At 65.6% G+C, this 26227-nt stretch carries 19 protein-coding genes; 14 read left to right on the plus strand and 5 right to left on the minus strand.

All coding sequences use genetic code 11. The features are described 5' to 3' along the window. The first annotated feature begins 1 nt into the window (after position 1). The 8 genes from AC1RUR_RS02595 (at position 2) to ligA (ending at position 12006) form a co-directional block, all read left to right on the plus strand. A complete protein-coding gene (locus AC1RUR_RS02595; RefSeq protein WP_492841020.1) occupies positions 2-988 on the plus strand; it encodes a D-alanine--D-alanine ligase family protein in 987 nt (328 codons plus the stop codon). A gap of 340 nt (positions 989-1328) precedes the next feature. Then, complete coding sequence (locus tag AC1RUR_RS02600; protein WP_492841022.1) at positions 1329-2357, plus strand: cell division protein FtsQ/DivIB; 1029 nt, start codon at positions 1329-1331, stop codon at positions 2355-2357. Further along, positions 2354-3676 carry a cell division protein FtsA gene (gene ftsA, locus AC1RUR_RS02605; protein ID WP_492841024.1) on the plus strand — a complete coding sequence of 441 codons (1323 nt, stop codon included), beginning with the start codon at positions 2354-2356 and terminating at the stop codon, positions 3674-3676. The genes AC1RUR_RS02600 and ftsA overlap by 4 nt, the downstream gene beginning before the upstream one ends. An 87-nt stretch (positions 3677-3763) precedes the next feature. After that, a complete protein-coding gene (gene ftsZ / locus AC1RUR_RS02610) occupies positions 3764-5551 on the plus strand; it encodes a cell division protein FtsZ (protein ID WP_492841026.1) in 1788 nt (595 codons plus the stop codon). A gap of 360 nt (positions 5552-5911) precedes the next feature. Further along, positions 5912-6874, plus strand: a complete 963-nt coding sequence (lpxC, locus tag AC1RUR_RS02615) for a UDP-3-O-acyl-N-acetylglucosamine deacetylase (protein WP_492841028.1) — start codon at positions 5912-5914, stop codon at positions 6872-6874. A 245-nt stretch (positions 6875-7119) separates the two neighbouring features. Beyond that, positions 7120-8010: an outer membrane protein assembly factor BamD gene (locus AC1RUR_RS02620; protein WP_492841030.1), complete on the plus strand. Its 891-nt coding sequence runs from the start codon at positions 7120-7122 to the stop codon at positions 8008-8010. Positions 8011-8023: 13 nt separating this feature from the next. Further along, entirely contained in the window at positions 8024-9697 is a 1674-nt protein-coding gene (gene recN / locus AC1RUR_RS02625; protein WP_492841032.1) for a DNA repair protein RecN, read from the plus strand. A 161-nt stretch (positions 9698-9858) separates the two neighbouring features. Beyond that, the gene (gene ligA / locus AC1RUR_RS02630; RefSeq protein WP_492841034.1) at positions 9859-12006 is read left to right on the plus strand and encodes an NAD-dependent DNA ligase LigA; all 2148 of its coding nucleotides are present in this window, start codon (positions 9859-9861) and stop codon (positions 12004-12006) included. 114 nt (positions 12007-12120) lie between these two features. On the opposite strand, the gene AC1RUR_RS02635 is transcribed toward ligA, so the two are convergent. Then, positions 12121-13392: a multidrug effflux MFS transporter gene (locus tag AC1RUR_RS02635; RefSeq protein WP_492841036.1), complete on the minus strand. Its 1272-nt coding sequence runs from the start codon at positions 13390-13392 to the stop codon at positions 12121-12123. A gap of 301 nt (positions 13393-13693) precedes the next feature. Beyond that, positions 13694-15523 carry an aminopeptidase P family protein gene (locus AC1RUR_RS02640; protein ID WP_492841038.1) on the minus strand — a complete coding sequence of 610 codons (1830 nt, stop codon included), beginning with the start codon at positions 15521-15523 and terminating at the stop codon, positions 13694-13696. Between the two features lie 188 nt (positions 15524-15711). Between AC1RUR_RS02640 and AC1RUR_RS02645 the strand changes: the two genes are divergently transcribed. After that, the gene (locus AC1RUR_RS02645; protein ID WP_492841040.1) at positions 15712-15891 is read left to right on the plus strand and encodes a hypothetical protein; all 180 of its coding nucleotides are present in this window, start codon (positions 15712-15714) and stop codon (positions 15889-15891) included. Between the two features lie 53 nt (positions 15892-15944). Here the strand turns inward: AC1RUR_RS02645 and AC1RUR_RS02650 are convergent, their stop codons facing one another. Continuing rightward, positions 15945-16832, minus strand: a complete 888-nt coding sequence (locus tag AC1RUR_RS02650; protein WP_492841042.1) for a 50S ribosomal protein L11 methyltransferase — start codon at positions 16830-16832, stop codon at positions 15945-15947. A gap of 163 nt (positions 16833-16995) precedes the next feature. Between AC1RUR_RS02650 and AC1RUR_RS02655 the strand changes: the two genes are divergently transcribed. Continuing rightward, positions 16996-17151, plus strand: coding sequence for a Flp family type IVb pilin (locus tag AC1RUR_RS02655; protein ID WP_492841582.1), 156 nt, complete (start codon positions 16996-16998; stop codon positions 17149-17151). A 288-nt stretch (positions 17152-17439) separates the two neighbouring features. Here AC1RUR_RS02655 and AC1RUR_RS02660 read toward each other — a convergent pair whose 3' ends face one another. After that, positions 17440-19050 (minus strand): phytoene desaturase family protein, encoded by a 1611-nt coding sequence (locus AC1RUR_RS02660; RefSeq protein WP_492841044.1) that lies wholly within the window; start codon positions 19048-19050, stop codon positions 17440-17442. 229 nt (positions 19051-19279) lie between these two features. Here AC1RUR_RS02660 and AC1RUR_RS02665 point away from each other — a divergent pair, with 229 nt between their 5' ends. After that, entirely contained in the window at positions 19280-21559 is a 2280-nt protein-coding gene (locus AC1RUR_RS02665) for a spermidine synthase (RefSeq protein ID WP_492841046.1), read from the plus strand. Between the two features lie 134 nt (positions 21560-21693). Here the strand turns inward: AC1RUR_RS02665 and AC1RUR_RS02670 are convergent, their stop codons facing one another. Further along, a complete protein-coding gene (locus AC1RUR_RS02670) occupies positions 21694-22677 on the minus strand; it encodes a glycerophosphodiester phosphodiesterase (protein WP_492841048.1) in 984 nt (327 codons plus the stop codon). 172 nt (positions 22678-22849) lie between these two features. Between AC1RUR_RS02670 and AC1RUR_RS02675 the strand changes: the two genes are divergently transcribed. The 3 genes from AC1RUR_RS02675 to AC1RUR_RS02685 are packed head-to-tail and all read left to right on the plus strand — an operon-like array spanning position 22850 to position 26224. Then, positions 22850-23809 carry an acyl-CoA desaturase gene (locus AC1RUR_RS02675; RefSeq protein ID WP_492841050.1) on the plus strand — a complete coding sequence of 320 codons (960 nt, stop codon included), beginning with the start codon at positions 22850-22852 and terminating at the stop codon, positions 23807-23809. Positions 23810-23856: 47 nt separating this feature from the next. Then, complete coding sequence (locus tag AC1RUR_RS02680) at positions 23857-25239, plus strand: MBOAT family O-acyltransferase (protein ID WP_492841052.1); 1383 nt, start codon at positions 23857-23859, stop codon at positions 25237-25239. Continuing rightward, entirely contained in the window at positions 25214-26224 is a 1011-nt protein-coding gene (locus AC1RUR_RS02685; RefSeq protein ID WP_492841054.1) for a hypothetical protein, read from the plus strand. The genes AC1RUR_RS02680 and AC1RUR_RS02685 overlap by 26 nt, the downstream gene beginning before the upstream one ends. Positions 26225-26227: the final 3 nt, after the last annotated feature.

Consider the following 26227-nt stretch of genomic DNA (forward strand, 5'->3'; position numbering starts at 1 on the left):
CATGCGCATCACCATCCTCTTCGGCGGCTCCAACCGCGAACGTCTGGTTTCGGTCGCCTCGGCCCAGGCGCTGCATCAGGCGCTGCCCGAGGCCGATCTCTGGTGGTGGGACGTCGAGGACAAGGTGCACGTCGTGCCGTCGAAGCAGCTGCTCGAGCATGCCCGCCCCTTCGAGGACGAGTTCAAGCCGGGCACATCAGGCATTCCACTGGCGCAGGCGCTCGACCGGGCCAAGGCGGAAGATCGCGTGCTGGTGCTCGGCCTCCATGGCGGACGTGCCGAGAACGGCGAATTGCAGGTGATGTGCGAGGCCCGCGGGGTGCCTTTCACCGGCTCGGGCTCGGCTTCCTCGCATCTCGCCTTCGACAAGATCGCGGCCAAGCATTTCGCCGCGCTCGGCGGCGTGACGCCGCCGGCAAACATTGCGCTCGATGACATCGACGAGGCTTTCGCCGAATACGGAAGGCTGATCGCAAAGCCGGCGCGGGACGGGTCGAGCTACGGCCTGATCTTCGTCAACGCCAGGCAGGACCTCGTCGCGGTCCGCAATGCGGCGAAGCACGAGGAATATGTGATCGAGCCCTATATCGCCGGCATCGAGGCAACCTGCGGCGTGCTGGAGCGCACCGACGGCTCGATCGTCTCGCTGCCGCCGATTGAGATCATTCCGGGCGAGGGCAATTTCGACTACGCCGCGAAATATCTTCTGAAGTCGACCCAGGAGATCTGCCCCGGGCGTTTCTCGTCCGAGATCACGGCTGCGCTCAAGGAGCAGGCGATGCTGGCGCACCGGGCGATGTCCTGTACCGGCTATTCCCGCTCGGACTTCATCGTCACGGCCAAGGGCCTCGTCTATCTCGAAACCAACACGCTCCCCGGGTTGACCAAGTCCTCGCTCTACCCCAAGGCGCTGAAGGCCGAGGGCATCGCGTTCGTCGACTTCCTGCGCGGTCTGGTCGAGCTCGCCGAGCGGGATGTGCGGAAATAGTTAGGACTGGTTAACGGCCAAACGGGCGAAACGGCCCGGTTCGGGCCCCAAATCCGGTAAAATGCCGGGTATCGCGGCATAAATGCCTCACAGGGCTGGGCAAAAAGCGTCCGGCGTTAACGAACTTTACCTTTTGTTTACCAGGACATCCGAAGGTTAACGCTGGCGGCGCATATGGCGCTTTGGCTGCCGGCGCGTGAGCTGTTGCGGGTGATGTCACCTCCAGCGAACGCTTTTGACGGGAGAGGCTTCGTCTGCTGATCCGGCCCGGCACGTCCGAGACGTCATGTTCGCCAGGACCCGCGCGATGTCGCGGGCAAACTGTTGACGAGCTCGTGCAATGGATGGTGCAGGAAGCCTCACCCGGTCGTTTCTGAGATCGCTGAGGCCCCAAGCTGATCTGAAGGCGGCCGCTATCGGAGCGGTCGTGCTTCTGCGCGAGTGGGTGCAGGAGAAGCGCGTCGAGGCGCGCGATGCCGCCAAGGACAAGACCAGGGCCAAGGCCAGAGCCAAAGCCGTCGTCGAGCGCGAGCCGCCGCCGCGCGTGGTCGCGCTGGTCGAGCGCTATCTGCCCCGCCGGGTCGGGATCAGCATGACCGTGCTGCTGCTGATCGGCAGCTGCGGCTTCGGCATCGTCAAGGGCGGCCATCTCCAGGATTTCATCACCGCGGTCAGCGATGCCCGCAACGCGATGGCCAATTCCGCCGGCTTCCGCATCACCTCCGTCGTGATCAACGGCCGCAAGCAGCTCACCCAGGACGAGATCCTCGCGATCGGCGGCGTCAGCGGTCGCTCCTCGCTGCTGTTCCTCGACGCCGATGCGGTGCGCGACAAGCTCAAGGCCAATCCCTGGATCGCGGATGCGACCGTGCTCAAGCTCTATCCGGGCCAGCTCATGATCGAGCTCACCGAGCGCAAGGCGTTCGCGCTGTGGCAGGAGGCGGGCCGCCTCTCCGTCATCGCCGACGACGGCGCCGTGCTCGAGCCCTATGTCTCGCGCCGGTTCCTGTCGCTGCCGCTCGTGGTCGGCAAGGGCGCCGACACGCAGGCCCGCGATTTCCTCGCGCTGCTGGCGCGCTATCCGCAGGTCAACTCGATCACCAAGGCTGCGATCTATGTCGGCGAGCGGCGCTGGAACCTGAGGCTCAAGGACGGCCTCGACATCCGCCTGCCCGAGCAGGACGTCGGCAACGCGCTTGCGATGCTGTCCAGGCTCGACAAGGAGGACAGGCTGTTCTCCCGCGACATCGTCGCCGTCGACATGCGCCTGCCCGATCGCCTGGTGGTGCAGCTGTCCGAGGACGCCGCCAAGGCCCGCGAAGAGCAGTTCAAGGACAAGAAGAAAAAGAAGGCCGGGGACGCAGCATGACCGGTCTTGATCGCACCCAGACGCCGAAGACGCGCCAGATGCCGCACAAGCGCGGCGGCCTCGTCGCCTGCCTCGACATCGGCACCAGCAAGATCGCCTGCATGATCGCGCGGCTGAAGCCGTCGGCGCCGAGCGAGGCGTTGCGCGGCCGCACCCACGCGGTGGAGCTGATCGGTTACAGCCAGATCCAGTCGCGCGGCATGAAGGCCGGCGCGGTGGTCGATCTCGGCGAATGCGAGCAGGCGGTGCGCCAGGCCGTCGGGCTTGCCGAGAAGATGGCCAAGGTGCGGGTCGAGTCCGTGCTGCTCTCGGTCTCCGGCGGCCGGCTCTCCGGCCAGCTGGTCGAAGCCGCCGCCGACATCCGCGGCGGCGCCGTGACGCCGGCCGACGTCAGCCGCGTCACCTCCACCGGCATGCGCCACGCCACCGGCGAGGGCCGCACCGTGCTGCACGCGCTGCCGGTCGGCTACACGCTCGACGGCGTCAAGGGCATCCGCGATCCCCGCGGCATGGTCGCCCATCAGTTCGGTGTCGACATGAACGTCGTCACCTGCGACGCCACCGTGGCGCGGAACCTGATGCTCGCGGTGGAACGCTGCCACATCAATGTCGAAGCCATGGCGGCGAGCCCCTATGTCGCCGGCCTGTCGGTGCTCACCGACGACGAGGCCGATCTGGGCGCGGCCGTCGTCGAAATGGGCGCGGGCACCACCACGATCGCGGTCTATTCCGGCGGCCGCTTCGTGCATGCGGCCGGATTTGCGGTCGGCGGGCAACACATCACGATGGATCTGGCGCGCGGACTCTCCGCGACCATTGCCGATGCCGAGCGAATCAAGACGTTATACGGGACCGTCATCACCGGCGGATCGGACTCGCGTGAGCTGATGTCTGTACCGACAGCCGGTGACGAGCAGGATCTGCCGCAGATCGTTTCCCGCGCTACCATCGCCAACATCGTCAAGCACCGTGCCGAGGAAGTCTTCGAAATGGTTCGGGACAAGCTGAAGGATTCGCCGTTCGCCTCAGAGCCGAACGGCCGCGTCGTGCTCTCGGGCGGCGCCTCGCAACTGACCGGCCTCGTCGAACTCGGCACACAGATTCTCGGCCGGCCCGTGCGGGTCGGACGTCCGCTCGGCTTCGGCCGGCTGCCCAACGAGGCGAAGAACGCCGCGTTCGCGGTGCCGGCCGGACTCCTCGTCTACCCGCAATATGTTCACCAGGAACATGTCGAACCGCGGCATACGCGGCAGCAGGTCAGGACAGGGACCGGCGGTTATTTCGGAAAGGTTGGACGATGGCTACGCGAGGGCTTCTGATGACTCCTTTCCGCAATTCCCGATTTTCACCAACTCCCGCGGCCGCCGGCCGGGGCGAACCCACGCGCGCGTGATCGAGAGGCAAACATGACCATCAGCATCAATGTTCCTGATATTCACGAACTGAAGCCCCGGATCACCGTGTTCGGCGTCGGCGGCGCCGGTGGCAACGCCGTCAACAACATGATCACGGCGGGCCTCCAGGGCGTCGACTTCGTGGTCGCCAACACCGACGCGCAGGCGCTGACGATGTCGAAGGCGCAGCGCATCGTGCAGATGGGCACGGTGGTCACGCAAGGCCTCGGCGCAGGTTCGCAGCCGAACGTCGGCGCCACCGCGGCGGAAGAGGTGATGGACGAGCTGCGCGACCATCTCTCCGGCGCCAACATGGTGTTCGTCACCGCCGGCATGGGCGGCGGCACCGGCACGGGTGCTGCTCCCGTGATCGCCAGGATCGCGCGCGACATGGGCATCCTCACCGTCGGCGTCGTGACCAAGCCGTTCCACTTCGAGGGCGCCCGCCGCATGCGCACGGCTGAGGCCGGCATCGCCGAGCTGCACAAGGTCGTGGATACGCTCCTGATCATCCCGAACCAGAACCTGTTCCGGGTCGCCAACGAGAAGACCACCTTCGCCGACGCCTTCGCGATGGCCGACCAGGTGCTCTACTCGGGCGTTGCCTGCATCACCGACCTGATGGTCAAGGAAGGCCTGATCAACCTCGACTTCGCCGACGTGAGAGCGGTGATGAAGGAGATGGGCAAGGCGATGATGGGCACGGGCGAGGCCTCCGGCGACAAGCGCGCGCTGACCGCCGCTGAAGCTGCGATCGCCAACCCGCTGATCGACGATAGCTCGATGAAGGGCGCCAAGGGCCTGCTGATCTCGATCACCGGCGGCAAGGACCTCACCCTGTTCGAGGTCGACGAAGCCGCGACCCGCATCCGCGAGGAGGTCGACCAGGACGCCAACATCATCGTCGGCGCCACTTTCGACGAAGCCCTCGACGGCCTGATCCGCGTTTCCGTCGTTGCCACCGGCATCGAGCAGGCGACGATCGCCCGCAACAGCCAGGCCACCAGCGCTCCGGTTGCGAACGCGGCGCCGCAGGTGCAGCAGGCTCCTGCTGCTCCGGCCGCCGCTGCCGAGAGCCGTCTTGCCGACCTGACCGCGCGCCTCCGTGCCGACAATCAGCGCCTCGCCGAGCGCGCCCAGAAGCTGGAATCGCAGGTCCCGGCCGCTGCTGCGCCGATGGCGCCGCGTCCGAACGTCGAGCGTGCGGCGCTCGCCGCCATCGCGGCGGCCGTTGCTGATGTCCCGCAGACGCAGGCGCCGATGCAGACCTATGGCGACGTCACCGTGCGCCCGATCGCGCAGAAGCCGACCCTGTTCCCGGAGCCTGACATGGCCCCGGCCGCGATGCAGGAGCCGATGACGCCTGAAAACTTCATCCCGCCGCAGGCCGAGCGTCCGCCGGTCCGTGCGCCGCGGATGCCGCGTATCGAGGAACTGCCGATGCCGGCCCAGGCCGAGATTCGTCAGGCCCGCGGCGAGGTTGAAGAAGAAACCCCGCAGAAGAGCCGCCTGTCGCTGCTGCAGCGCCTCGCCAATGTCGGTCTCGGCCGCCGCGACGAGGAGAGCGAGGCGCCGATCGCGGCCCGTACCGCCGGTCCCGCCATGCCGCCGCTGCCCGATCGCCGGCCGCAGAAGACCGTGGCGCAGCAGATCGCGGCGACCGAGCCGGTATCGGAGTATGCCCGCCGTCCCGCGCCGCAGGGCCTCGACATGCACGGTCGTCCCGCGCCTGTTGCGCCGGCGCCACAGGGCGACGACCATCTTGATATCCCGGCCTTCCTGCGGCGTCAGGCGACCTGAGGATTGTTACAATAAGGCGGACGCAAGAAGGCCCCGGCAGCAAGCTTGCCGGGGCCTTTTTACGTCTACCAAGCATGCTCGGGGTGCATGGCCAAGCAACTGATTTTAAATCATTAATTATGTATTCGGTGGTTCAGTAAAACCGCCGGCAGCGGCCCAAAACATCGGCGCAATTTGGTTAAGCCTTGGCGCGAATACGGCAGGTTTGGGGTAACAATCGGTAAAAAAGCGTGAGTTGGCGCTGTTTGAGGCAGTGACTATGGTTTGCCGTGACTTGGGGATACGGATTCGGACGGGCGGCCTTGGCCGGTCAGTCGGGTCAAGTATAAGTCGCAGTTGGTCGTAGTGGGGCGGTTCCTGATGAAATTTAGCCGGCAAACAACGCTTCGTGCGCAAGCCACCGTGGCCGGCGTCGGCGTTCATTCCGGTCTTCCCGTCACCCTCACGCTCGGACCTGCGCCTGTCGACGCAGGTTTTGTTTTTGTCCGCACCGGCCTCGAGGGAAGCGACCGCGAAGTTCAGGCGACGGCTGAGCAGGTGGTTGCGACGGATCTGGCGACCGTGCTGGGCGACAGCGAGGGACCGCTGGTCTCGACCGCCGAGCATGTGCTTGCTGCACTGCGAGGCATGGGCGTCGACAACGCCACCATCGAGGTCGATGGCGCGGAAGTGCCGATCATGGACGGCAGCGCGGCGGCTTTTGTCGCGGCGATCGATCAGGCCGGCATCGTCACCCAGTCGGCGCAGCGTCGGTTCATCCAGGTTTTGAAGCCGGTTTCGGTCGCAAACGGCGACTCCTACGGCGAAGTGCGGCCCTACGCCAACGGCTTCCGCGCCGAGGTCGAGATCGACTTCGCCAATCCCGTGATCGGTCGGCAGACTTACGCGCTGGAGCTCGTGCCGGAACGCTTCCGCCGCGAGGTCGCTCGTGCCCGGACTTTCGGTCTGATGTGCGATCAGGCGCGGCTGTGGGCCGCGGGCTATGGTCGCGGTGCTTCCTTCGACAACACCGTCGTGTTCGACGAAGAACGGCTGCTTAATCCCGAGGGCCTGCGCTACGCCGACGAATGCGCCCGCCACAAGGTGCTGGACGTGATCGGCGACCTCGCGCTGGCCGGCCTGCCGCTGCTTGGCGCCTACCGCTCGGTGCGCGGCGGCCACAAGCTCAACCACGCCGTCCTGACTGCGCTGCTCGCCGACCGTACCGCCTGGCGGGTGGTCGAGGGCGAGGCGGCCCGTCGCACCACGCGTCCCGTGGTCGAAACCGGTCGCGGCATCGTCGGCGGCCGGATCGCGGCGGCTTACGGGCCGGACGTATCCTGACGAGACCGGTAGCCGTTGGCGTCTGGCGGCGGCTTCTCCGGGAAACTCCTGGTAACCATGATCGACTAGCATTGCGGCACGTTCGCCTTAATCCGGGCGGAATGCCTGCCTATCCGGTTGGTTAACGATCGTTTTTCGGATACATCGGCGTGGTTGCGTGGCAGGCACCATGGCTACATTTCGCGCCCGTGACGGGGTTCATGGGCTGGCGGGCACCGCATCACAGGGCGTCAGGGCTTAAACTCATGTCGGCACAGCGTATGACGCGCGGATATCTCTCGGTCTCGCCCTTCGCCCGTGGGCTGCTTCAGGCTGTCACCTTCATCATGCTCGCGCTGCCGCTGGCCGGCTGCGGCACCGGCTCGCTCTGGGACAAGTTCACCGCCAAGGACGACACGTTCGTCGAGGAGCCCGCCGACAAGATCTACAATGAGGGCCTGTACCTCATGAACGAGAAGAAGGACATGAAGGCGGCGAACAAGAAGTTCGAAGAGGTCGACCGCCAGCATCCTTATTCCGACTGGGCCCGTAAATCGCTGCTGATGTCGGCCTATGCGTCCTACCAGGGTGGCGACTATGACGGCTGCATCGGCGCGGCCACCCGCTACGTCACGCTGCATCCCGGCAGCCCGGACGCGGCCTATGCGCAATATCTGATCGCCGCCTCGCATTACGACCAGATCCCGGACATCAGCCGCGACCAGACCCGCACCGAGAAGGCGATCGCCTCGCTGGAAGAGGTGATCCGCAAATATCCGACGTCCGAATATGCGACCTCGGCCAAGGCCAAGATCGAGGGCGCCCGCGACCAGCTCGCCGGCAAGGAAATGAACGTCGGTCGCTATTACGCGCAGAAGCGCGACTACACGGCGGCGATCAACCGCTACAAGGCGGTGGTCACGCAGTACCAGACCACGCGCCATGTCGAGGAGGCGCTCTACCGGCTCACCGAGGCCTATATGGCGATCGGCATCGTCGGCGAGGCGCAAACGGCGGCGGCCGTGCTTGGCCACAATTTTCCTGACAGCCGCTGGTACAAGGACGCCTATAATCTTGTAAAATCCGGCGGTCTCGAGCCGAGCGAGAATCAGGGGTCCTGGATCAGCAAGACCTTCAAGAAGATGGGTCTCGGCTAGGAAATTTGGTTCCATGCTGGCGCGTCTGTCGATCCGCGACATCGTCCTGATCGAGCGGCTCGATATCGAATTCGCCACCGGGCTTGCGGTTTTGACCGGCGAGACCGGTGCGGGCAAATCCATCCTGCTCGATGCCTTCGCGCTGGCGCTCGGCGGCCGCGGCGACGCCGGCCTCGTGCGCCATGGCGCGGAGCAGGGGCAGGTCACTGCCGTCTTCGATATCCCCAAAAATCACCCCGCAATGAAGATCCTGGCCGAGAACGGCCTGGATGACACCGGCGAAATGATCCTGCGCCGGGTGCAGCTTGCCGACGGCCGCACCCGCGCCTTCATCAACGACCAGTCGATCAGCGTGCAGACGCTGAAGGCGGTCGGCGCCGCCCTGGTCGAGATCCACGGCCAGCACGACGAGCGCGCGCTGGTCGATGCCGCCACCCACCGCCGCCTGCTCGATGCCTTTGCCGGCCTCGAAAAGGACGTCGCGGCTGTCGAAGCCCTCTGGGACGCGCGCCGCGCCGCCAACAGCGCGCTGGAGGAGCATCGCGCCGGCATGGAGCGTGCCGCGCGCGAGGCCGATTATCTGCGCCACGCCTCCGACGAGCTGAAGCAGCTCGCGCCGAAGGACGGCGAGGAGACCTCGCTGGCGTCCCGCCGCACCACCATGATGCAGGGCGAGAAGATCGCCTCCGACCTGCGCGAGGCGCAGGAGGTCGTCGGCGGCCACAATTCGCCGGTCGCGGCCCTCTCGGCCGCGGTGCGCCGGCTGGAGCGTCGCGGCGTCAATTCGCCGGCCCTGGTCGAGCCCGCGGTCAAGGCCATCGACGTCGCGATCAACGCGCTGGAGGAGGCCGATCAGCATCTCCTGGCCGCGCTCGCCGCGACCGATTTCGATCCCTCGGAGCTCGAGCGCATCGAGGAGCGCCTGTTCGCCTTGCGCGCCGCCTCGCGCAAATATTCGACGCCGGTCGACGGGCTCGCTGCCCTCGCCGCAAAATATGCTGCCGACGTCGTGCTGATCGACGCCGGTGCCTCGCGGCTGAAGAAGCTGGAGCAGGCCGCGATCGAGGCAGATAGCCGCTATGCCGCTGCCGCGAAGAAACTGTCGACGGCGCGGCAGAAATCGTCCGAGAAGCTCAACAAGGCCGTCAATGCCGAGCTCGCGCCGCTCAAGCTCGAACGCGCCAGGTTCATGACGCAGGTCGAGACCGACGAGAGTTCGCCGGGGCCGCAAGGCTTCGACCGCGTCGAGTTCTGGGTGCAGACCAATCCGGGCACCAAGCCGGGGCCGATGATGAAGGTCGCCTCCGGCGGCGAGCTGTCGCGCTTCCTGCTGGCGCTCAAGGTCGTGCTGTCCGACCGCGGCTCGGCGCCGACGCTGGTGTTCGACGAAATCGACACCGGCGTGGGCGGTGCGGTCGCGGATGCCATCGGCGCGCGGTTGGCGCGGCTTGCCGGCAAGGTGCAGGTGATGGCCGTCACCCACGCCCCGCAGGTCGCCGCGCGGGCCGACCAGCATCTCCTGATCTCCAAGGATGCGCTGGACAAGGGCAAGCGCGTCGCCACCCGCGTCAACGCGCTGGCCGCCGACCACCGCCGCGAGGAGATCGCGCGCATGCTCGCCGGCGCCGAGATCACCGCCGAGGCGAGGGCGGCTGCGGACCGGCTGCTCAAGGCGGCCACGGCTTAGGTTCACTTGTCCCGGACGCGCGTACCGCGAGCCGGGACCCGGAATGCCTCTCCATGGGCCCGGCTCGGCAGCGCACCGCTCAAGAAGCGCTGCGCTGCGTCCGGGGCACGAGATGTCCACGCACCTTTACCGTCCCACCCGCTCTGTAATATTCAACCACCATGGCAAGAGCAGCAAGATCCAAACCGCCTCGCGACGTCGCCGATCTCACCAAGGCACAGGCCAAGGTCGAGCACATGCGGCTGGCGCTCGAGATCGAGGGGCACAACGAGCGCTACTATCAGGAGGACGCGCCCACTATCACCGACGCCGAGTATGACGAGCTGCGCCAACGCTTCAACGCGATCGAGAAACGCTTTCCTGAATTCGTCAGCGCCGACTCGCCCTCGCAGAAGGTCGGTGCCGCACCCTCGGGCCGCTTCAAGAAAGTCCGGCACTCCGTTCCCATGCTGTCGCTCGACAACGCCTTTGCCGAAGAGGACGTGCGCGACTTCGTCGGACGCATCGTGCGTTTCCTCAAGCTCGATGACGACAAGATCGACTTCTCGGCCGAGCCGAAGATCGACGGCCTCTCGATGTCGCTGCGCTATGAGGGCGGCGAGCTCGTCACGGCGGCGACACGCGGTGACGGTGCCGAGGGCGAGGACGTCACCGCCAATATCCGCACCCTCGAAGACGTGCCGCAGAAGCTGAAGGGGCGTAACGTCCCTGATATCTGCGAGGTGCGCGGCGAGGTCTATATGACCAAGAAGGCCTTCCTGGCGCTCAACGAGCGGCAGAAGGCTGCCGGCGACACCATCTTCGCCAATCCGCGCAATTCGGCCGCAGGATCCTTGCGCCAGAAGGATCCGACCATCACCGCCTCGCGTCCGCTCGGCTTCTTCGCCTATGCCTGGGGCGAGATGAGCGCGATGCCGGAGGAGACCCAGAGCGGCATGATCCACTGGTTCGAGCGCTGCGGCTTCAGGACCAATCCGCTGACCAAGTTGTGTCATTCGGTCGAAGAGCTGATCGCGTTCCACCAGAGCATCGAGGAAGAGCGCGCCGAGCTCGACTACGACATCGACGGCGTCGTCTACAAGGTCGACCGCATCGACTGGCAGGAACGGCTCGGCTTCGTTTCGCGTACGCCGCGCTGGGGCATCGCGCACAAATTCCCGGCCGAGCGCGCCATGACGGTGCTGCGCGACATCGAGATCCAGGTCGGCCGCACCGGCTCGTTCACGCCGGTGGGCAAGCTCGAGCCGGTCGGCGTCGGCGGCGTGATCGTGCAGAACGTCACGCTGCACAATGAGGACTACATCAAGGGCATCGGCAACAAGGGCGAGGTGCTGCGCGAGGGCCGCGACATCAGGATCGGGGACACCGTCGTGATCCAGCGCGCCGGCGACGTCATCCCGCAGGTCGTGGACGTCGTCCTCGACAAGCGGCCCAAGGGCGCCAAGGAATTCCACTTTCCCAAGAAATGCCCGTGTCCGCTGCACACCGACGTCGTGCGCGGGGAAACGGCCGCCGGCGAAGAAGAAGCCCGCGCTCGCTGCACCGGCGAATTCGCCTGCCCGTATCAGAAGATCGAGCACCTCAAACTGTTCGTGTCGCGGCGCGCCTTCGACATCGACGGGCTCGGCGAGAAGCAGCTTCAATACTTCTTCGACGAGGGTTTTGTGAAGGAGCCCGCCGACATCTTCACGCTGGAGAAGCGCAATTCAAAGCTCAAGCTCGAGGAGATCGAGGGTTACGGCGAAACCTCGGTGCGCAACCTGTTCGGCGCCATCGAAAGCCGGCGCAAGATCGCATTGGAGCGCTTTGTCTATGCGCTCGGCATGCGCCATGTCGGCGAGACCACCGCGCTGGCCCTCGCACGCGGCTATGGCTCCTGGGAGGCGTTCCACGATGCCTGCCTCAAGGTCGCCAAGGGCGACGAGGAGGCGATGGCGGAGATGGATGCGCTCGACCAGATCGGCGACACCGTGATCAAGAGCATTGCCGATTATTTCGGCGAGAGCCACAATCGCGGCATCGTCGAGCGCCTGACGAAGGAAGTCGAGATCGTCGACGCCGAGAAGCCGAAGAGCAATTCGGCGGTCGCCGGCAAGACCGTAGTGTTCACGGGCTCGCTGGAAAAGATGACGCGCGACGAAGCCAAGGCCACCGCCGAGCGGCTCGGTGCAAAAGTGTCGGGCTCGGTGTCGAAGAAGACGGACCTCGTCGTCGCTGGCCCCGGCGCGGGCTCGAAGCTCGCCGAAGCTAACAAGCATGGCGTCAAGGTGCTGACCGAGGACGAGTGGCTGACGCTGATCGGGGAGTGAGGTTTCTCAGCGTCATTGCGAGGAGCGAAGCGACGAAGCAATCCAGACTATGTCCGCGGTGACAGTCTGGATTGCTTCGCTTCGCTCGCAATGACGGGGAGAGGGGGCCGCCCCTTACATCATCCCGCTCTCTTCTTCCGCCTGCTCGATCAGCGTCTCGCTCACCACCACCTCCCGCCGCGGCACGACGAACATCATCATGCAGGCGCAGAGCAGCGAGATCGCGAGCACCGCGGAGGTCAGCGGCAGCGTCGTTGCGGAATGGCCGCCGAGATAGGCGCCGAATTGCGACATCAGCGCGCCGATGCCCTGCTGGAGGAAGCCCATCGCGCCTGACGCGGTGCCGGCAGCCTCGGGGCGGATACTGATGGCGCCGGCAGCTGAATTCGCCATCACGAAGGCATTCCCGGCCATCACGATCATCTGCGTGCCGAACAGCCAGGCGGGCGCTTCGTTCCACCCCGTAAAGCTCCAGAGCAGGTTCAACAGGCTGCCGCTGAGCTGGAGGCCGAGCCCGAACCAGATCAGCTTTTCCAAAGCGTGGCGCGGCGCAAAGCGCACGCAGAGCAGATTGCCGACGAGATAGGCAAAGCCAGACGTCGCGAACCATGCGCCGTACTCGGCGCTGCTGCGGCCCATCTGCGTCACCACGATGTAGGGGCCGCCGCCGGCGAAGGTGAAGATGATCTGCGAAGCCAGCACCTGGCACATCACGTAGCCGACGAAGGCGCGGTTTCTGATCAGGACGCCGATGTCGGCGCGAAAGCCGCTGCCGGCGGCGCGGGTGCGGCGCGTCTCCGGCAGCGCCACGGCGATGCCGACGGCGACCATGATCGCGCCGATGGTGATGGCGTAGAAGATCGCGCGCCAGCCGAATGCGGTTTCGATCAGGCCGCCGGTGAGCGGCGAGAGCATCTGCCCGATCATCAGGGCCGCGATGACGAGGCTGATCATGGAGGCGACGCGCTGGCGCTCGTAGATGTCGCGGATGATGGCGCGGCTCACCACCATGCCGGTGGCGCCGCCCAGCGCCTGGAAGAAGCGCGCGGCGATCAGTTGCGGCAGGTTCTGCGCGAAGATGCAGGCAATGCTCGCCGCCACCATCAGCGCCAGCCCCGCGAGCAGCACCGGACGCCGCCCGAACTTGTCCGACAGCGGCCCCATGATGAGCTGCGAGCAGGCGATACCGACCATGAACAGCGACACCGTCATCTGCGCGACCGAGATGTCGCTGCCGAAATTCGTCGCCAGCACCGGCAGCGCCGGAACCAGCATATAGAGCGAGATCGGCGCGATCCCGGTCATGACGACCAGCAACAGCAACACCACGCGTGAGGTCGCGATGTTCTTCGCCGCTTCCGGCGGCCTGTTGATCGTGCCGTGCATAAGGTGTCCGTCTTTCGAATTCGAATCGACTGTAGCGTGCTCACGCAAGACGGATATCGGCGTTTCGGAATGCGGCTATACGGATTTCGGGACGGTTATGATGAGGGCACAATGGCGACCGATTGGGCGCGTTGCGCGTGCAAAAAATTCGGTGTCATTCCACGCGAAGGCGGGGAATCCAGTATTCCAGAGGCAGTCGTGATTGAATCGTGAGGCTGCGGCGTACTGGATGCCCCGCCTTCGGGGCATGACAGCCATGGCGAGGAGAGAGCCTTGCGCAAATCGCGTAGCGCTATGCGCGCTACGGCTTCAGTTCGGCCGTCGCCTGAACGAGCCACGCCCTGGTCGCCTCATCCAGCGCCGGCCCGACCTCGGCCCTCACACGCGCGTGGTAGGTATTGAGCCAGTCGAGCTCGTCCTTGGCCAGCATGGCCACATCGATCAGCCGCCTGTCGATCGGCGCCAGGGTCAGCGTCTCGAACGCGTTCATCGGCTTCTCGGCGCCCTTGATGTCGGCGGCGACGACCAGTTCGAGATTCTCGATGCGGATGCCGAAACCGTCGGTCTTGTAGTAGCCGGGCTCGTTGGAGAGGATCATGCCGCGCTTCAGCGGCGTGGTGCCGAGCTTCGAGATCCGCGCCGGTCCTTCGTGAACACTGAGATAGCTGCCGACGCCATGGCCGGTGCCGTGCTCGAAATCGACGCCGGCGGCCCAGAGATATTGCCGCGCCAGCGTGTCGAGCTGCGCGCCGGTGGTGCCGTCGGGGAAGATCGCGCGCGCGATCGCGATGTGGCCGCGCAGCACGCGGGTGAAGCGGTCGCGCATCTCGCCCGTGGGCTCGCCGACCGCCATGGTGCGCGTCACGTCGGTGGTGCCGTCTTCATACTGCGCACCCGAATCGATCAGCAGCAGGTCGCCGGGCGCGATGCGCCGGTTGCTCTTGCGGGTGACGCGGTAATGCACGATGGCACCGTTCGGGCCGGTGCCCGAGATGGTCGGGAAAGATACGTCCCTCAAGGCGCCGGTGTCGCGGCGGAACGTCTCCAGCGCCTCGACCGCGTCGATCTCGGTCAGCTTGCCGCTTGCCGCCTCGCGATCGATGAAGGCGAGGAAGCGCGCCAGCGCCACGGCATCGCGGCGATGCGCCGTCTGCGTGCCCTTGATCTCGGTCGCGTTCTTGACCGCCTTGAGCAGCGCAATCGGATCGCTGCCGCGCACCGGCTTGCCGCCGGCGCCGGCGATCAGCCGGCTCAGCGCGTCGGCCGCGGTGGCATTGTCGAGCGCGATCGCGGCGCCGCTCCTGGCCAGCGCCATCAGCGTCGGCGCCATCGCGTCGGGCTCGCGCACGTCGGCCGACTGCTCGAGATGGTCGCGCGTCAGGTTGGAGAGTTTTCGGTGGTCGATGAAGATCGTCGGCCGGCCGTCCTTCGGCACCAGGGCGTAGGACAGCGGCAGCGGGGTATGCGCGACGTCGGCGCCGCGGATGTTGAAGGTCCAGGCCACCGCATGGCTGTCCGACAGCACCAAGGCGTCGGCGCCGAGCTTGGCGATCTCGCTTTTGATCTGCGCCAGCTTCTCGGCCTCGCCGATGCCGGCATGTTGCATTCCGTGCACCGCGACGGGGGCCAGCGGCGGCTGCGGCCGGTCGTGCCAGATCGCGTCCACCGGATTGCTGTCGACGGCCACCAGCTCGGCGCCGGCCTTGGCGCAGGCGGTGGCGAGGCGCTCGGCTGCCGCAAAAGTGTGCAGCCATGGATCAAATCCGAGGCGGTCGCCGGCTTTCAGCTGCGCGGTCACCCAGCTCTCCGGCGGCGGGTCGATCAGCGATTCCACCGCCCAGGCCTTCGCATCGACCTGCTTGGCCGCCTGGATCGTGTAGCGGCCGTCGACGAACAAGGCGGCCTCGTGGGTCAGCACCACCGCCAAACCCGCCGATCCGGTAAAGCCGGTCAGCCAGGCGAGCCGCTCTTCCGAGGGCGCCACATATTCATTCTGCTGCTGGTCGGCGCGCGGAATGACGAAGCCGGTCAGCTTGCGGCGGGCGAGTTCTTCACGGAGCGCGGCAAGGCGCGCCGTCAATGCGACGCCGGCCTCGGGCTCCTCGAATGTCTGGAAGTGTGCTTCGAACATGGTGGATCACTTTAGGATCATGGGGATCGCTCCGCAATGTGGACGCATTCGCGGCGCCATGTGGCATGGACTGTGCTTGAAAAGGTTCCATTCGAATTGAGTGGAGTACGGGATGCAGCTGTTGCGCTTCGTCCGCATAACAGGGAAATTCGAGCAGGTGGTTCATCTCAACGGCGAGGGGACACACGATGCCAGCGTTCACGTTTGAGAAGATTTCGCCGCCGGTGCGCCGCGCCCCGGCTGCCACGACACCGAAGAAGCCGCGCGGCCTCATCAGCCAGATGATCGACCGTTTCGCCGAGCGCCGCGCCCGTCGCGCCTTGCAAGGCGAGCGCGCGATACGCCGGGACGAGAAGCCGGCGGAGTAGCGGGGCGAGGGAGCGCACCGTCGCCGCGGATGCAGCTCACCTCACCTTGCAGCTCACCCTACCTTCCTCAGCAACAGACTGCTCCACCCCTCGATCCGCAAATGCCGCAACGGCACGAGGCCGCGCGCGCGATAGGCGGCGATCACGGCGGGGGCCTGGTGCGTCAACAGGCCGGAGAGGATGACGCGCGCGCCCGGCGCGAGGTGCCGCACCATCGGGCTCGCCAACTGCCGTAGCGGGTTGGCAAGGATGTTGGCCAGCACCAGGTCGAACGGGCCTGCGCGCGCAAAATCCGGCGCGGCGAAGCCGGTGGCGCGGATCACCCTGACATGGTGACCGACTTCGTTCAGCCGGGCGTTCTCGGCCGCCACCCGCACCGAGGGCGCGTCGATGTCGGAGGCAAGCACTGCACCATGCAGTGCCTTCGCCGCTGCGATGGCCAACACGCCGGTACCGGTGCCGAGGTCGAGCAGGCGCTTTGGCCGCGCGCTTTTAAGGACATGGTCAAGCAGCAGTAAACAGCCGCGGGTGGTGCCGTGGTGTCCGGTGCCGAAGGCGAGCGCCGCCTCGATCTCGATCTTGAGCTTGTTCGGCGCGACGCGGTCGCGGTCGTGGCTGCCGTGCACGACAAAGCGCCCGGCCGGGACCGGAACGAGATCTTCCAGGCTGGCCTTGACCCAGTCCTTGGCCTCGATCGTGTCGAAGACAAGCGTATCGGCGATGTCATTTCCGGCTGAAGTTGCAACGAGTTCGCGCAGCAAGACGTGGTCCGGCGCGTCCGCGAAATGCAGCGTGACGTCCCATTGTCCGTCCGGACGCTCGAACGCGGCGACCGCCGCGTCGCCCTCGAAGAACACCTCGGTGAGGACGTCCACGACACGCCTGGCCGCGGCCTCTGTGCCGATCGAAAAGCTGGCGCGATGGGTGGGAGAAGGCTGCATTCTAGGGTTCCGTCGCGTTCAATTTCTGGAACTTTTGTTCCCAATTTTCCGACAAGTTGCAATCGCAGGATTAACCGCGCCGTAGGTTGCGTCCCGTAGATTTCCGGGTGTTGGGGCCAACCAACACAGCTTGAAATGGAAATGGAGGCGAGTCTTGAAGCGCATGGTTTTGAAGTTCTGGTCTGACGAGTCCGGTGCGACCGCTATCGAATACGGCCTGATCGCGGCCGGTATTGCACTGGCGATCATCACCGTGGTGAACAGCCTGGGCAGCACGATGAACGAGAAGTTCGGTTCGATTAGCACCTCCTTGAAGTAATTTCCGCCTCCCATTTCCCAGCGGGGGCTACTTTCTTCATAGGCTGCATTTTTGACACGCGCCCGCTGGGGGAATTGCCCCCTGGCGGGCGAAGTCGTTTTGAGGCCGGTGCTTGGACGGTGTTCACAGGTTATCCGCCGTCTTGCATGGGGCTATCCACCGGCCTTTCCAGTCATTGTCCCGGAATTTTCCACCGGCTTTCCCCAGCCTGTCCCGATCGGTCTTTCGCAGACGTCCGCTGCTTGATCACAGCCCTGCCAACAGCCTGTCCACAGCTCATCCACAGACCTATCCACGGCTTCCGAACAGCGAGCGGTGATCCCTCAGGATCGCCTGGGCCGCGTTGTGGCCGGGGGCGCCGGTGACGCCGCCGCCGGGATGGGCGCCGGAGCCGCAGTGATAGAGGCCCTTCAGGGGCCCGCGATAATCGGCATGACCCAGCATCGGCCGCGCCGAGAACAGCTGGTTCAAGGTCAGCGCGCCGTGGAAGATGTCGCCGCCGAGGAGGCCGAACTGCCGTTCGAGATCGAGCGGGGAGAGGATCTGGCGGCCGAGCACGCTGGCCGCAAAGCCCGGCGCGTATTTGTCCACCGTTGCGATCATGAGATCGGCGACCTCGTCGCGATGATCGTCCCACGACGTTCCGTCGGGAAGCTCCGGCGCGACGTGCTGGCAGAACAGGCTCGCGACATGTTTTCCTTCGGGCGCCAGCGTGTCGTCGAGTGTCGAAGGGATCAGCATTTCCACGACAGGCTCGCGGCTCCAGCCCTCCGCCCGCGCATCGAGCCAGGCGCGGTCCATGTAGCCGAGGCTGGGTGCCAGGATGATGCCGGAGGAGAGATGATCGCCATCGCCTGATAGCGCCGTGAAGGAGGGCAGGCGGTCCAGCGCCACGTTCATGCGGAACGTGCCCGAGCCGTTCTTCCAGTGGCGGATGCGGGCGAGAAAGTCCTGGGGCAGGGCGTCGGCCGCGACCAGCCGCGTATAGAGCAATTTTGGATTGACGTTGGCCGCAACATATTTCGCGCGGATCGTCTCGCCGTTCTCCAGCACGACGCCGACGGCGCGGTCGCGCTCGACGATCACCTCGCGCACGCCGGCATCGGTGTCGATCGCGACGCCCCGGTCGCGCGCGGCACGCGCCATGGCCTGCGTGATCGCGCCCATGCCGCCGATGGCGTGGCCCCAGACGCCCTTCTTGCCGTTCACCTCGCCGAAGGCATGATGCAGCATCACATAGGCCGAGCCCGCCGCGTAGGGGCTCGCGTAATTGCCGACGATGGCATCGAAGCCGAACAGCGCCTTGACCAGATCGTGCTCGAACCGCTCGTCCAGCATCTCGCCGGCCGAGCGGGTGAAGAGATCGAGCAGGTTGCGGCTTTGCTCCAGCGTCAGGCCGCGCAGGATGTTGGCGCTCTGGAGTGCGTTCACGGTCTCGCGGATCGCGTTCGTGCCAAAACCGTCGAGCAAGTTCGGCGGCGCCCGCAGCACGAATTGCCGGAGCACGTCGGCGATGTCTTCCAGCTCCCGTGAAAACCCGTCGAGCGCCTTCGCATCATGCGCGCTGAGCCGCGCGACTGACGCCTTCGTCCGTCCCTCGCCGGTGAGGAGATAGCTGCCGTCCGGTGCCGGCAGGAAATTCTGCGCCCGCCGTTCGACGACACGCAGGCCATGCTCGGCAAGCTTGAGGTCGCGGATCACCTGCGGATTGAGCAGGCTCACGGTGTAGGCCGCGACGGAATTGCGGAATCCCGGGTGAAACTCTTCGGTGACCGCGGCCCCGCCGACCACCTTGCGGCGCTCGACCACGCGCACGCGCAGGCCCGCCATCGCCAGATAGGCCGCGCAGGTGAGGCCATTATGGCCAGCGCCGATGATGACGACGTCGGTTTCGCTCATGGGGTTCTGAATGTTCCGCGGTCGTTCCGGGATGGCCCGAAGGGCCGGACCTGGAATGACATCTCTATATCAAGCATTTCTCGCTGCAACATCACGAGACCCTTTATTGCCCGTTCAGGCGCCTTGTGCTCCATTGCGCCCGTCCGGCGCCCGCCGGAGCGTTATCCGACGCGTTTTCTCGCGCGAACCGGTGCCTACTTCGCTGCAAAACGCTTTTGCTGGAGCTTCCATGGATTCGATCGTGCAACCCGCCGCCACGGAGCAGCCGTCCTCGTCGCGCAACCGGCTGCTGCTGGCGGTCTACACTGCTGCGATCTTCGTCAGCGCGCTGCTGCTGTTCTCGGTGCAGCCGCTGTTCACGAAGATGGTGTTGCCGCGGCTCGGCGGCTCGCCGGCGGTGTGGTCGGTGGCGATGGTGTTCTTCCAGTCGCTGCTGCTGGCGGGCTATGCCTATGCGCATCTGTTGATGCAGGTCAGGAACCGTATCGTGCCGGTGGTGGTTCATCTGCTGTTGCTGGTGCTGGCCTTCGCGACCCTGCCGCTCGGCATCGCCACCGCTTATGGCGAGCCGCCCGCGTCGGGCTATGCGGTCTGGCTGCTCGGCCTGTTCGTGGTGTCGATCGGGCTGCCGTTCTTCGCACTTGCCGCCAACAATCCGCTGCTGCAAGCCTGGTTCGTCCGCACCGGCCATCCCGCCGGCCACGATCCCTATTTCCTCTATGCTTCCTCGAACATCGGCAGCTTCCTCGCGCTGCTGTCCTATCCGTTCCTGCTGGAGCCGATGTTCACGCTGCACACGCAGAACCGGTTCTGGACCGGCGGCTATGGCCTGCTGATTCTCCTGATCGCCGCCTGCGGCGTGCTGCTGCTGCGCTCGCCGAAGCTTGCGGTGGTCGACGCGCGAACCGAGGAGATCAATGCGCCGGCGCCCGGCCTCGTGACGCGGCTGCGCTGGATCTTCCTGGCCGCGGTGCCGTCGGGCCTGCTCATCGCCGTCACCGCGCACATCTCCACCGACGTTGCCGCGGCGCCGCTGCTCTGGGTGCTGCCGCTGTCGCTGTATCTGCTCACCTGGGTGGTGGTGTTCCAGTCGCGGCCGCTGCTGCCGCACAAATGGATGCTGATGCTCCAGCCGGTGGCGATCGCGGGCGTGGTTTTCCTGCTGGCCTTCGGCGGCGAACAGAATCTGTTGCTGACGCTCGGTGGTCACCAGCTCTGCTTCTTCGTCATCGCCATGGCCTGTCACGGCGAATTGGCGCGCACCCGTCCGGCCGCCAAATATCTCACCGGCTTCTATGTCGCGCTGTCGTTCGGCGGCATGGTCGGTGGCCTCTTTGCCGGCCTCGTTGCCCCCTTCACCTTCTCGTGGATCGCCGAATATCCGATCCTGGTCGCGCTCGCCGCGCTGTGCCGCCCGTCCGCCAACGAGCGTCTCGCCGGCATCGTCAAATGGTACTGGCTGGCGCTCGCCGCACTCGCGGTGGCGCTCGTTGCACCGTCCACCACGACGGGGGGCCTCTCGACCTGGTTCGAGGATCACCGCGTCTGGGTCGCCGGCGCCGTTGGCGTCCTCGCCGCGCTGCTGGCATTGGCGCTCAATGCCGGCCGCTGGAAGATTTTTGCCACCGTCGCGCTGGCGCTGGCGCTGATCCGCATCTATCCCCCGGACGAAGGCCGCGTCACCACCGTGCGCAGCTTCTTCGGCGTGCACAAGATCGTGGAGACGCCGGGCGGCTATTTCCACGTGCTGATGCACGGCACCACGATCCACGGCGCCGAGCGCTTCCGCAACAATGACGGCACGCCGGTCACCGGCCGGCCCGAGGCGATCACCTATTATCACAAGGACGGCGGCATCGGTCAGGCCATCACCGCGATCCGCGAGCGCAAGGGCGCGCCGCTCAAGGTCGCCGCGATCGGCGTCGGATCGGGCACGCTTGCCTGCGCCGCTGAGCCCGGCGAAAGCTGGAAATTCTTCGAGATCGACCAGTCGATGGTCGACGCGGCGCGCGACCCGAAGAATTTCCGCTACATCTCGAGCTGCCTGCCGGACCTGAAGCCGGTGATCGGCGACGCGCGCCTCACCTTCGCGAAGGAGCCCGACGGGGCCTATGATCTCATCATCGTCGATGCCTATTCGTCGGACGCGATCCCGATCCATCTTGCGACCGAAGAGGCGATGAAGATCTACAAGGACAAGCTCGCGCCCCATGGCGCCGTGGTGATGCATGTCTCGAACCGGCACCTCGACCTCGAGACAGTCGTGGTCGGCATTGCCGACGCCAACGATCTCAAGAGCTGGGTCTACAACGAGGATTCCGGGCGCGATGCCGACTACATCTTCTCGACCGACGTCGTCATTTCCGCGCGCGAGGAGGCCGATGTCGGCAAGCTCGCGTCGTCCAAGGTCTGGGAGCAGACCGAAGCCGACGACAGGGTGCGGGTCTGGACCGACGATTATTCCAACATACTGGGCGCGCTGTACCGGCGCTTGAGGGATGGGGAGTAGGGTATTCAATGGTACGCCGCGCAGATTTACGAGAGGTCGTCATGCCCGGGCTTGTCCCGGGCATCCACGTTCTTCGCACCGCGGGGCAAGGCGTGGATGGCCGGGGCAAGCCCGGCCATGACGGCGGATAGACCTTACGGCTCCACCGGCGTTCCCGCCGGCAGCGCAATGCCCTTCTCGCCGGCCACCTGCCGTAACAGGTCCGGCCTGTCCGAGATGATCCCGTCGACACCGATCTCGATCATGCGCGCCATGTCCTCGGGCTTGTTGACCGTCCAGACCACGACGCGCAGTCCGAGCCCATGGGCCTCGGTGATCAGCGCCGCGGTCACGTCGCCGAAATAGGGCGACCAGATCGCACCGCCCGCAGCCTTGATGGTGCGCGGCAGTGAGCCGCCGTGATCGGCCGGACTGAAACCCGCGGTCCAGTTGGTGGCCTTGTCGAGCGCGACCGTCTGGCCCGAGCCGCGCTGGAGCGTCAGGTACACCGTTGGCACGTTGGGCGCTTGCTGCTGGACGAGCTGCAGCGTCCGCCAGTCGAACGACTGGATCATGACGCGATCGGAAAATTTTTCGGCCGCGATCAGCCCGAGCAGCTTGGTGACGAAGCCTTGCGGGTCGAGGGATTCGTCCGGGTGGTTCGGGTCGATCTTGGTCTCGATGTTGAAGCGCACGCGATTGTTGCCGGACTTGCGCACCAGCGCGAACAGCGCGCTCAAGGTCGGAATGCGCGTTCCCGACACGGCGCGCTGCTGCGGGAATTGCCTGGCATAGGCACTGTCCGGACGGAGCTGGCCGACGTCATAGCGCCCGACCTCTTCGAGCCGCAGTTTCACGAACGGCGTGCCGGGCGACGCGACATAGGCGCCGCTCGCATCCCGTGTGATATCAGGGTTGAGCCCGCGTTCGTGCGAGATGATGACCACGCCGTCGGCGGTGACGCCGACATCGAGCTCCAGCGTATCCACGCCCATCGACAGCGCATTGGCGAAGGCCGGCAGGGTGTTTTCCGGCAACAGCGCCCGCCCGCCGCGATGCGCCTCGAGATCGAAGGCCATGCACTCTCCCCCAATCACGATCGAGATCGTCGCCAGGATTGCCGCACCACGTGACGTCATCACAGTCCGAAGGGCAAGAGGAAGGCGAGAGGAAGGGCCGATATTCAACCGCATTTCGGCGAGTTTGGCCTATCTTATAGGCTTTTGCGCCTGTTGAAACCTTGGGCTGTGGCTTGGGTTGCGTCCGTCCGGCTTGTATATACTCTTGGAGGCCGCCCTGGAATTTCCGACCGTGCAACAGAAACGCGATCACCGCATCATTCGCAGCCGGCATATTCACAAGATGCAGCGGCGGCATTTCATCATGTTCGACGTTTTGCCCTTCGTCGGCACTTTGGTTGCGCTGGGCTTGTTATTCTACCGATCGATCGGGGTGATGGAGCTCAGCCTGTTCTTCGGCCTCTGGCTGATCACCGGGCTCGGCCTCACCGTCGGCTATCACCGCCTGTTCACCCACCGCGCCTTCGCGACCTCCACGACGATGAGCGCGATCCTGATCGTCATGGGATCGATGGCGGGCCGCGGTCCCATGCTGTCCTGGGCGGCGATGCACCGGCGGCACCATGAATTGTCCGATCACGACGGTGACCTGCATTCGCCGCGGCTGCACGGCGACGGCGCCATTGGACGGCTGCGCGGCTTCCTGCACGCGCATCTGACCTGGATGGTCGAGCACGATTATCCCAACGTCGCGCATTACGTGCCGGACCTGATGGCGGACCGCAGGCTGATTGCCGTCAACAGCTACTACTACACCTGGGTTGCACTCGGCCTGCTGCTGCCGGCCGCAATCGGCGGCCTGGCTACCATGAGCCTATGGGGCGCGCTGAGCGGCTGCTTGTGGGGAGGCGTGGTGCGCATGTTCGTGGTCGAGCAGACCTTTTCCGCCATCAACTCGGTCATGCACACCTTCGGTGCACAGCCATTCGTCACCCGCGACGACAACAGCCGCAATCTCGGCTTGATGGCCTGGCTCGCCTGGGGCGAAGGCTGGCACAACAATCACCACGCCTTTCCCTATTCCGCGGCCTTCGGCCTGCGCTGGTTCGAGTTCGATCCCGGCTTCATCTTCATCCGCGCGCTGGAGGCGCTCGGGCTTGCCTGGGATGTCAAGGTGCCGAGCGAGGAGAAGATCGCGCGGCGCATGTCGCGGCAGCCGGGCGATGCGGCGCCCGACCTGGAAACAGGCTGAGCATCATCGGCCGGCGTGAACGCCGGTGATGATGCAGCTTTGAACCGATGCTGTTCAACGACTACCCCTTTCTCCTGATCTTCCTGCCTGCGGCGCTGCTGATCACCCGCCTGGCCGATCCCTATCCGCATTTGCGGATCGGCGTGCAGGTCGCGCTGTCGCTCGCCTTCTACGCCTGGGGCAGCCCGTCCTTCATCCTGCTTCTGGTCGCCTCGATCGCGATCAACTGGATCGCGTCGGTCGCCTATGGGCGGGTGAAGTGGAAGGCGGTGCTGACGCTGGTGATCGTGCTCGATCTCGCGGTGCTGGCGCTGTTCAAATACGCCAATTTCGTTCTCGCTAATCTCGGCCTTGTGCTCGGCACGACGCTGCCCGCACTCGACATCGGGCTGCCGCTCGGCATCTCCTTCTTCACCTTCCACCACATCATGTATCTGGTCGATCTGAAGCGCGGCCGTGCGCCGCTCTACACGCTCGACCGCTACACGCTCTACATCGCCTTCTTCCCGCAGGCGATTGCGGGGCCGCTGGCGCGCTGGTCGGAGGTGATGCATCAGTTCGGCCGGCAGGTTTATGTGCCGGGCTGGCAGCGCCAGTTCTGCATCGCGACCTGCTTCATCGCGCTTGGCCTGTTCGAGAAGGTGGTGATCGCCGACAGCATCGCGCATCTGCTCGATCCCATCTACGTGCAGGCAGCCAGCGGGCCGCTTGCGAGCGGCGATGCCTGGCTCGCCTTCTGCTTCTCCTTTCAGATCCTGTTCGACTTCTCCGGCTATTCCGACATCGCGATCGGCCTTGGCTTCCTGTTCGGCGTGCAGCTGCCCTGCAATTTCAATGCGCCGCTGCGCTCCACCAACATTCAGGATTTCTGGCAGCGCTGGCACATCACCCTGATGCTGTTCTTGCGCGACTACGTGTTCTATCCGCTGGTCAACATGCGCCTCTTGCCGCGTCGCTTTCTGCCGGTCCAGTTCTTCGGCGCGATGATGATCACCATGGCGCTGTGCGGCCTGTGGCACGGCGCGAGCTGGACCTTTGTCCTGTGGGGCGTGCTGCACGGCCTCGCGTTGGTCGTCTGCACGCTGTGGCGCCGCTATGGACCGGATTTCCCCTCGTGGCTGGGCTGGGCGCTCACCGTGCTGTTCGTGCTCGTAACGGGCGTGATTTTTCGCGCGGGGTCGGTGGAGGCTGCCTGGCACGTTTTCGTCGGGCTTGCTCAACCCTTGCCGCTCGCGCGCGGCGGACAATTGTGGCCGCTGGTGGCGGCACCGCCGGTCGCGTTCCTGCTGCCGGCGAGCCAGGACATCGTGGCATTCTTCACCCGCCGTCCGAATGTGCTGATGGCCGGCCTGCTCGGAATTGGCATTCTGGCGCTGCTGATTCAGATCGGCGAACGAGGGATACATGAGTTCGTCTATTTCCAGTTCTGACGTCTCACCCGGATGGGGCCGCAGCCTTGCTGCCTGCCTCGGCGCGCTCGCGCTCGGCGCCGCGTTGATCGCGACCCTCGTGATCCTTGTCGATCCCTATGACAGCGGCCGGTTTGGTGCCTTCGGCATTGTCGGTGTTGGGGACCGCAATCCGTGGACAGCCAATGTCAGTCGGGCACGCGACGGGCAATTCGATTCCGCCATCCTGGGCAATTCCACCGGGCAGTTGCTCGAGCCCGCAAGACTGGACCCCGCAACGGGTCTGCGTTTCGTTCAGCTCGTCGCGCCCGGTGCCGATCCGCGCGGCGATCTCGCGATCCTCGATTTCTTCGCCAGGCACCACCAGGCGATCCGGGCCCTGGTCGTCTCGGTCGATCAGCCCTGGTGCAACAACGCCCTGCTGCCGCTGTCGCAGGACCCCTTTCCGTATTGGCTCTATGAGGGCGGTACGCTGCGTTATCTCGGCAATCTCTTCACCTGGGCTGCGCTCGATCGATCCTTCCAGCGCATCGCTATCGCGCGCGGCGCACGCCAGCCGGTCCGCGCCGACGGCTACTGGAATTACGAGGAGCTATGGGCGCCCGGCGCGAAGCATCCCGACGCCGCGCAGCCGGCGAGGGCGGCGCCGTTCACGGGAAAAATCACGGGCAGTTTTCCCTATGCCGGCATGCTGGCGGCTGTGATCGCAAAACTTCCGCGCGATGTGTCGGTCGTGCTGGTGATGCCGCCGACCTTTTACACGGCGGTGCCTGTTCCCGGCAGCCGCGATGCCGCGGCTCATGCGGCTTGCAAGGACGCCTTCCGCGCCATCGTCAGCGGGCGCGCGAACAGCAATCTGATCGACTATCGCGTCGACAATGCGCTGACGCGGGATCCCGCCAATTTCGCCGACCTCGTCCACTACCGCGCGGCCATCGCGCGCAGGATCGAGCAGGGTATTGCAGCCAGCCTGCGTGCCGGCGAGAAGGCCGAGATCAGCTTCTGAAGC

The organism is Bradyrhizobium sp. GW821-FHT12B03, assembly GCF_058807535.1.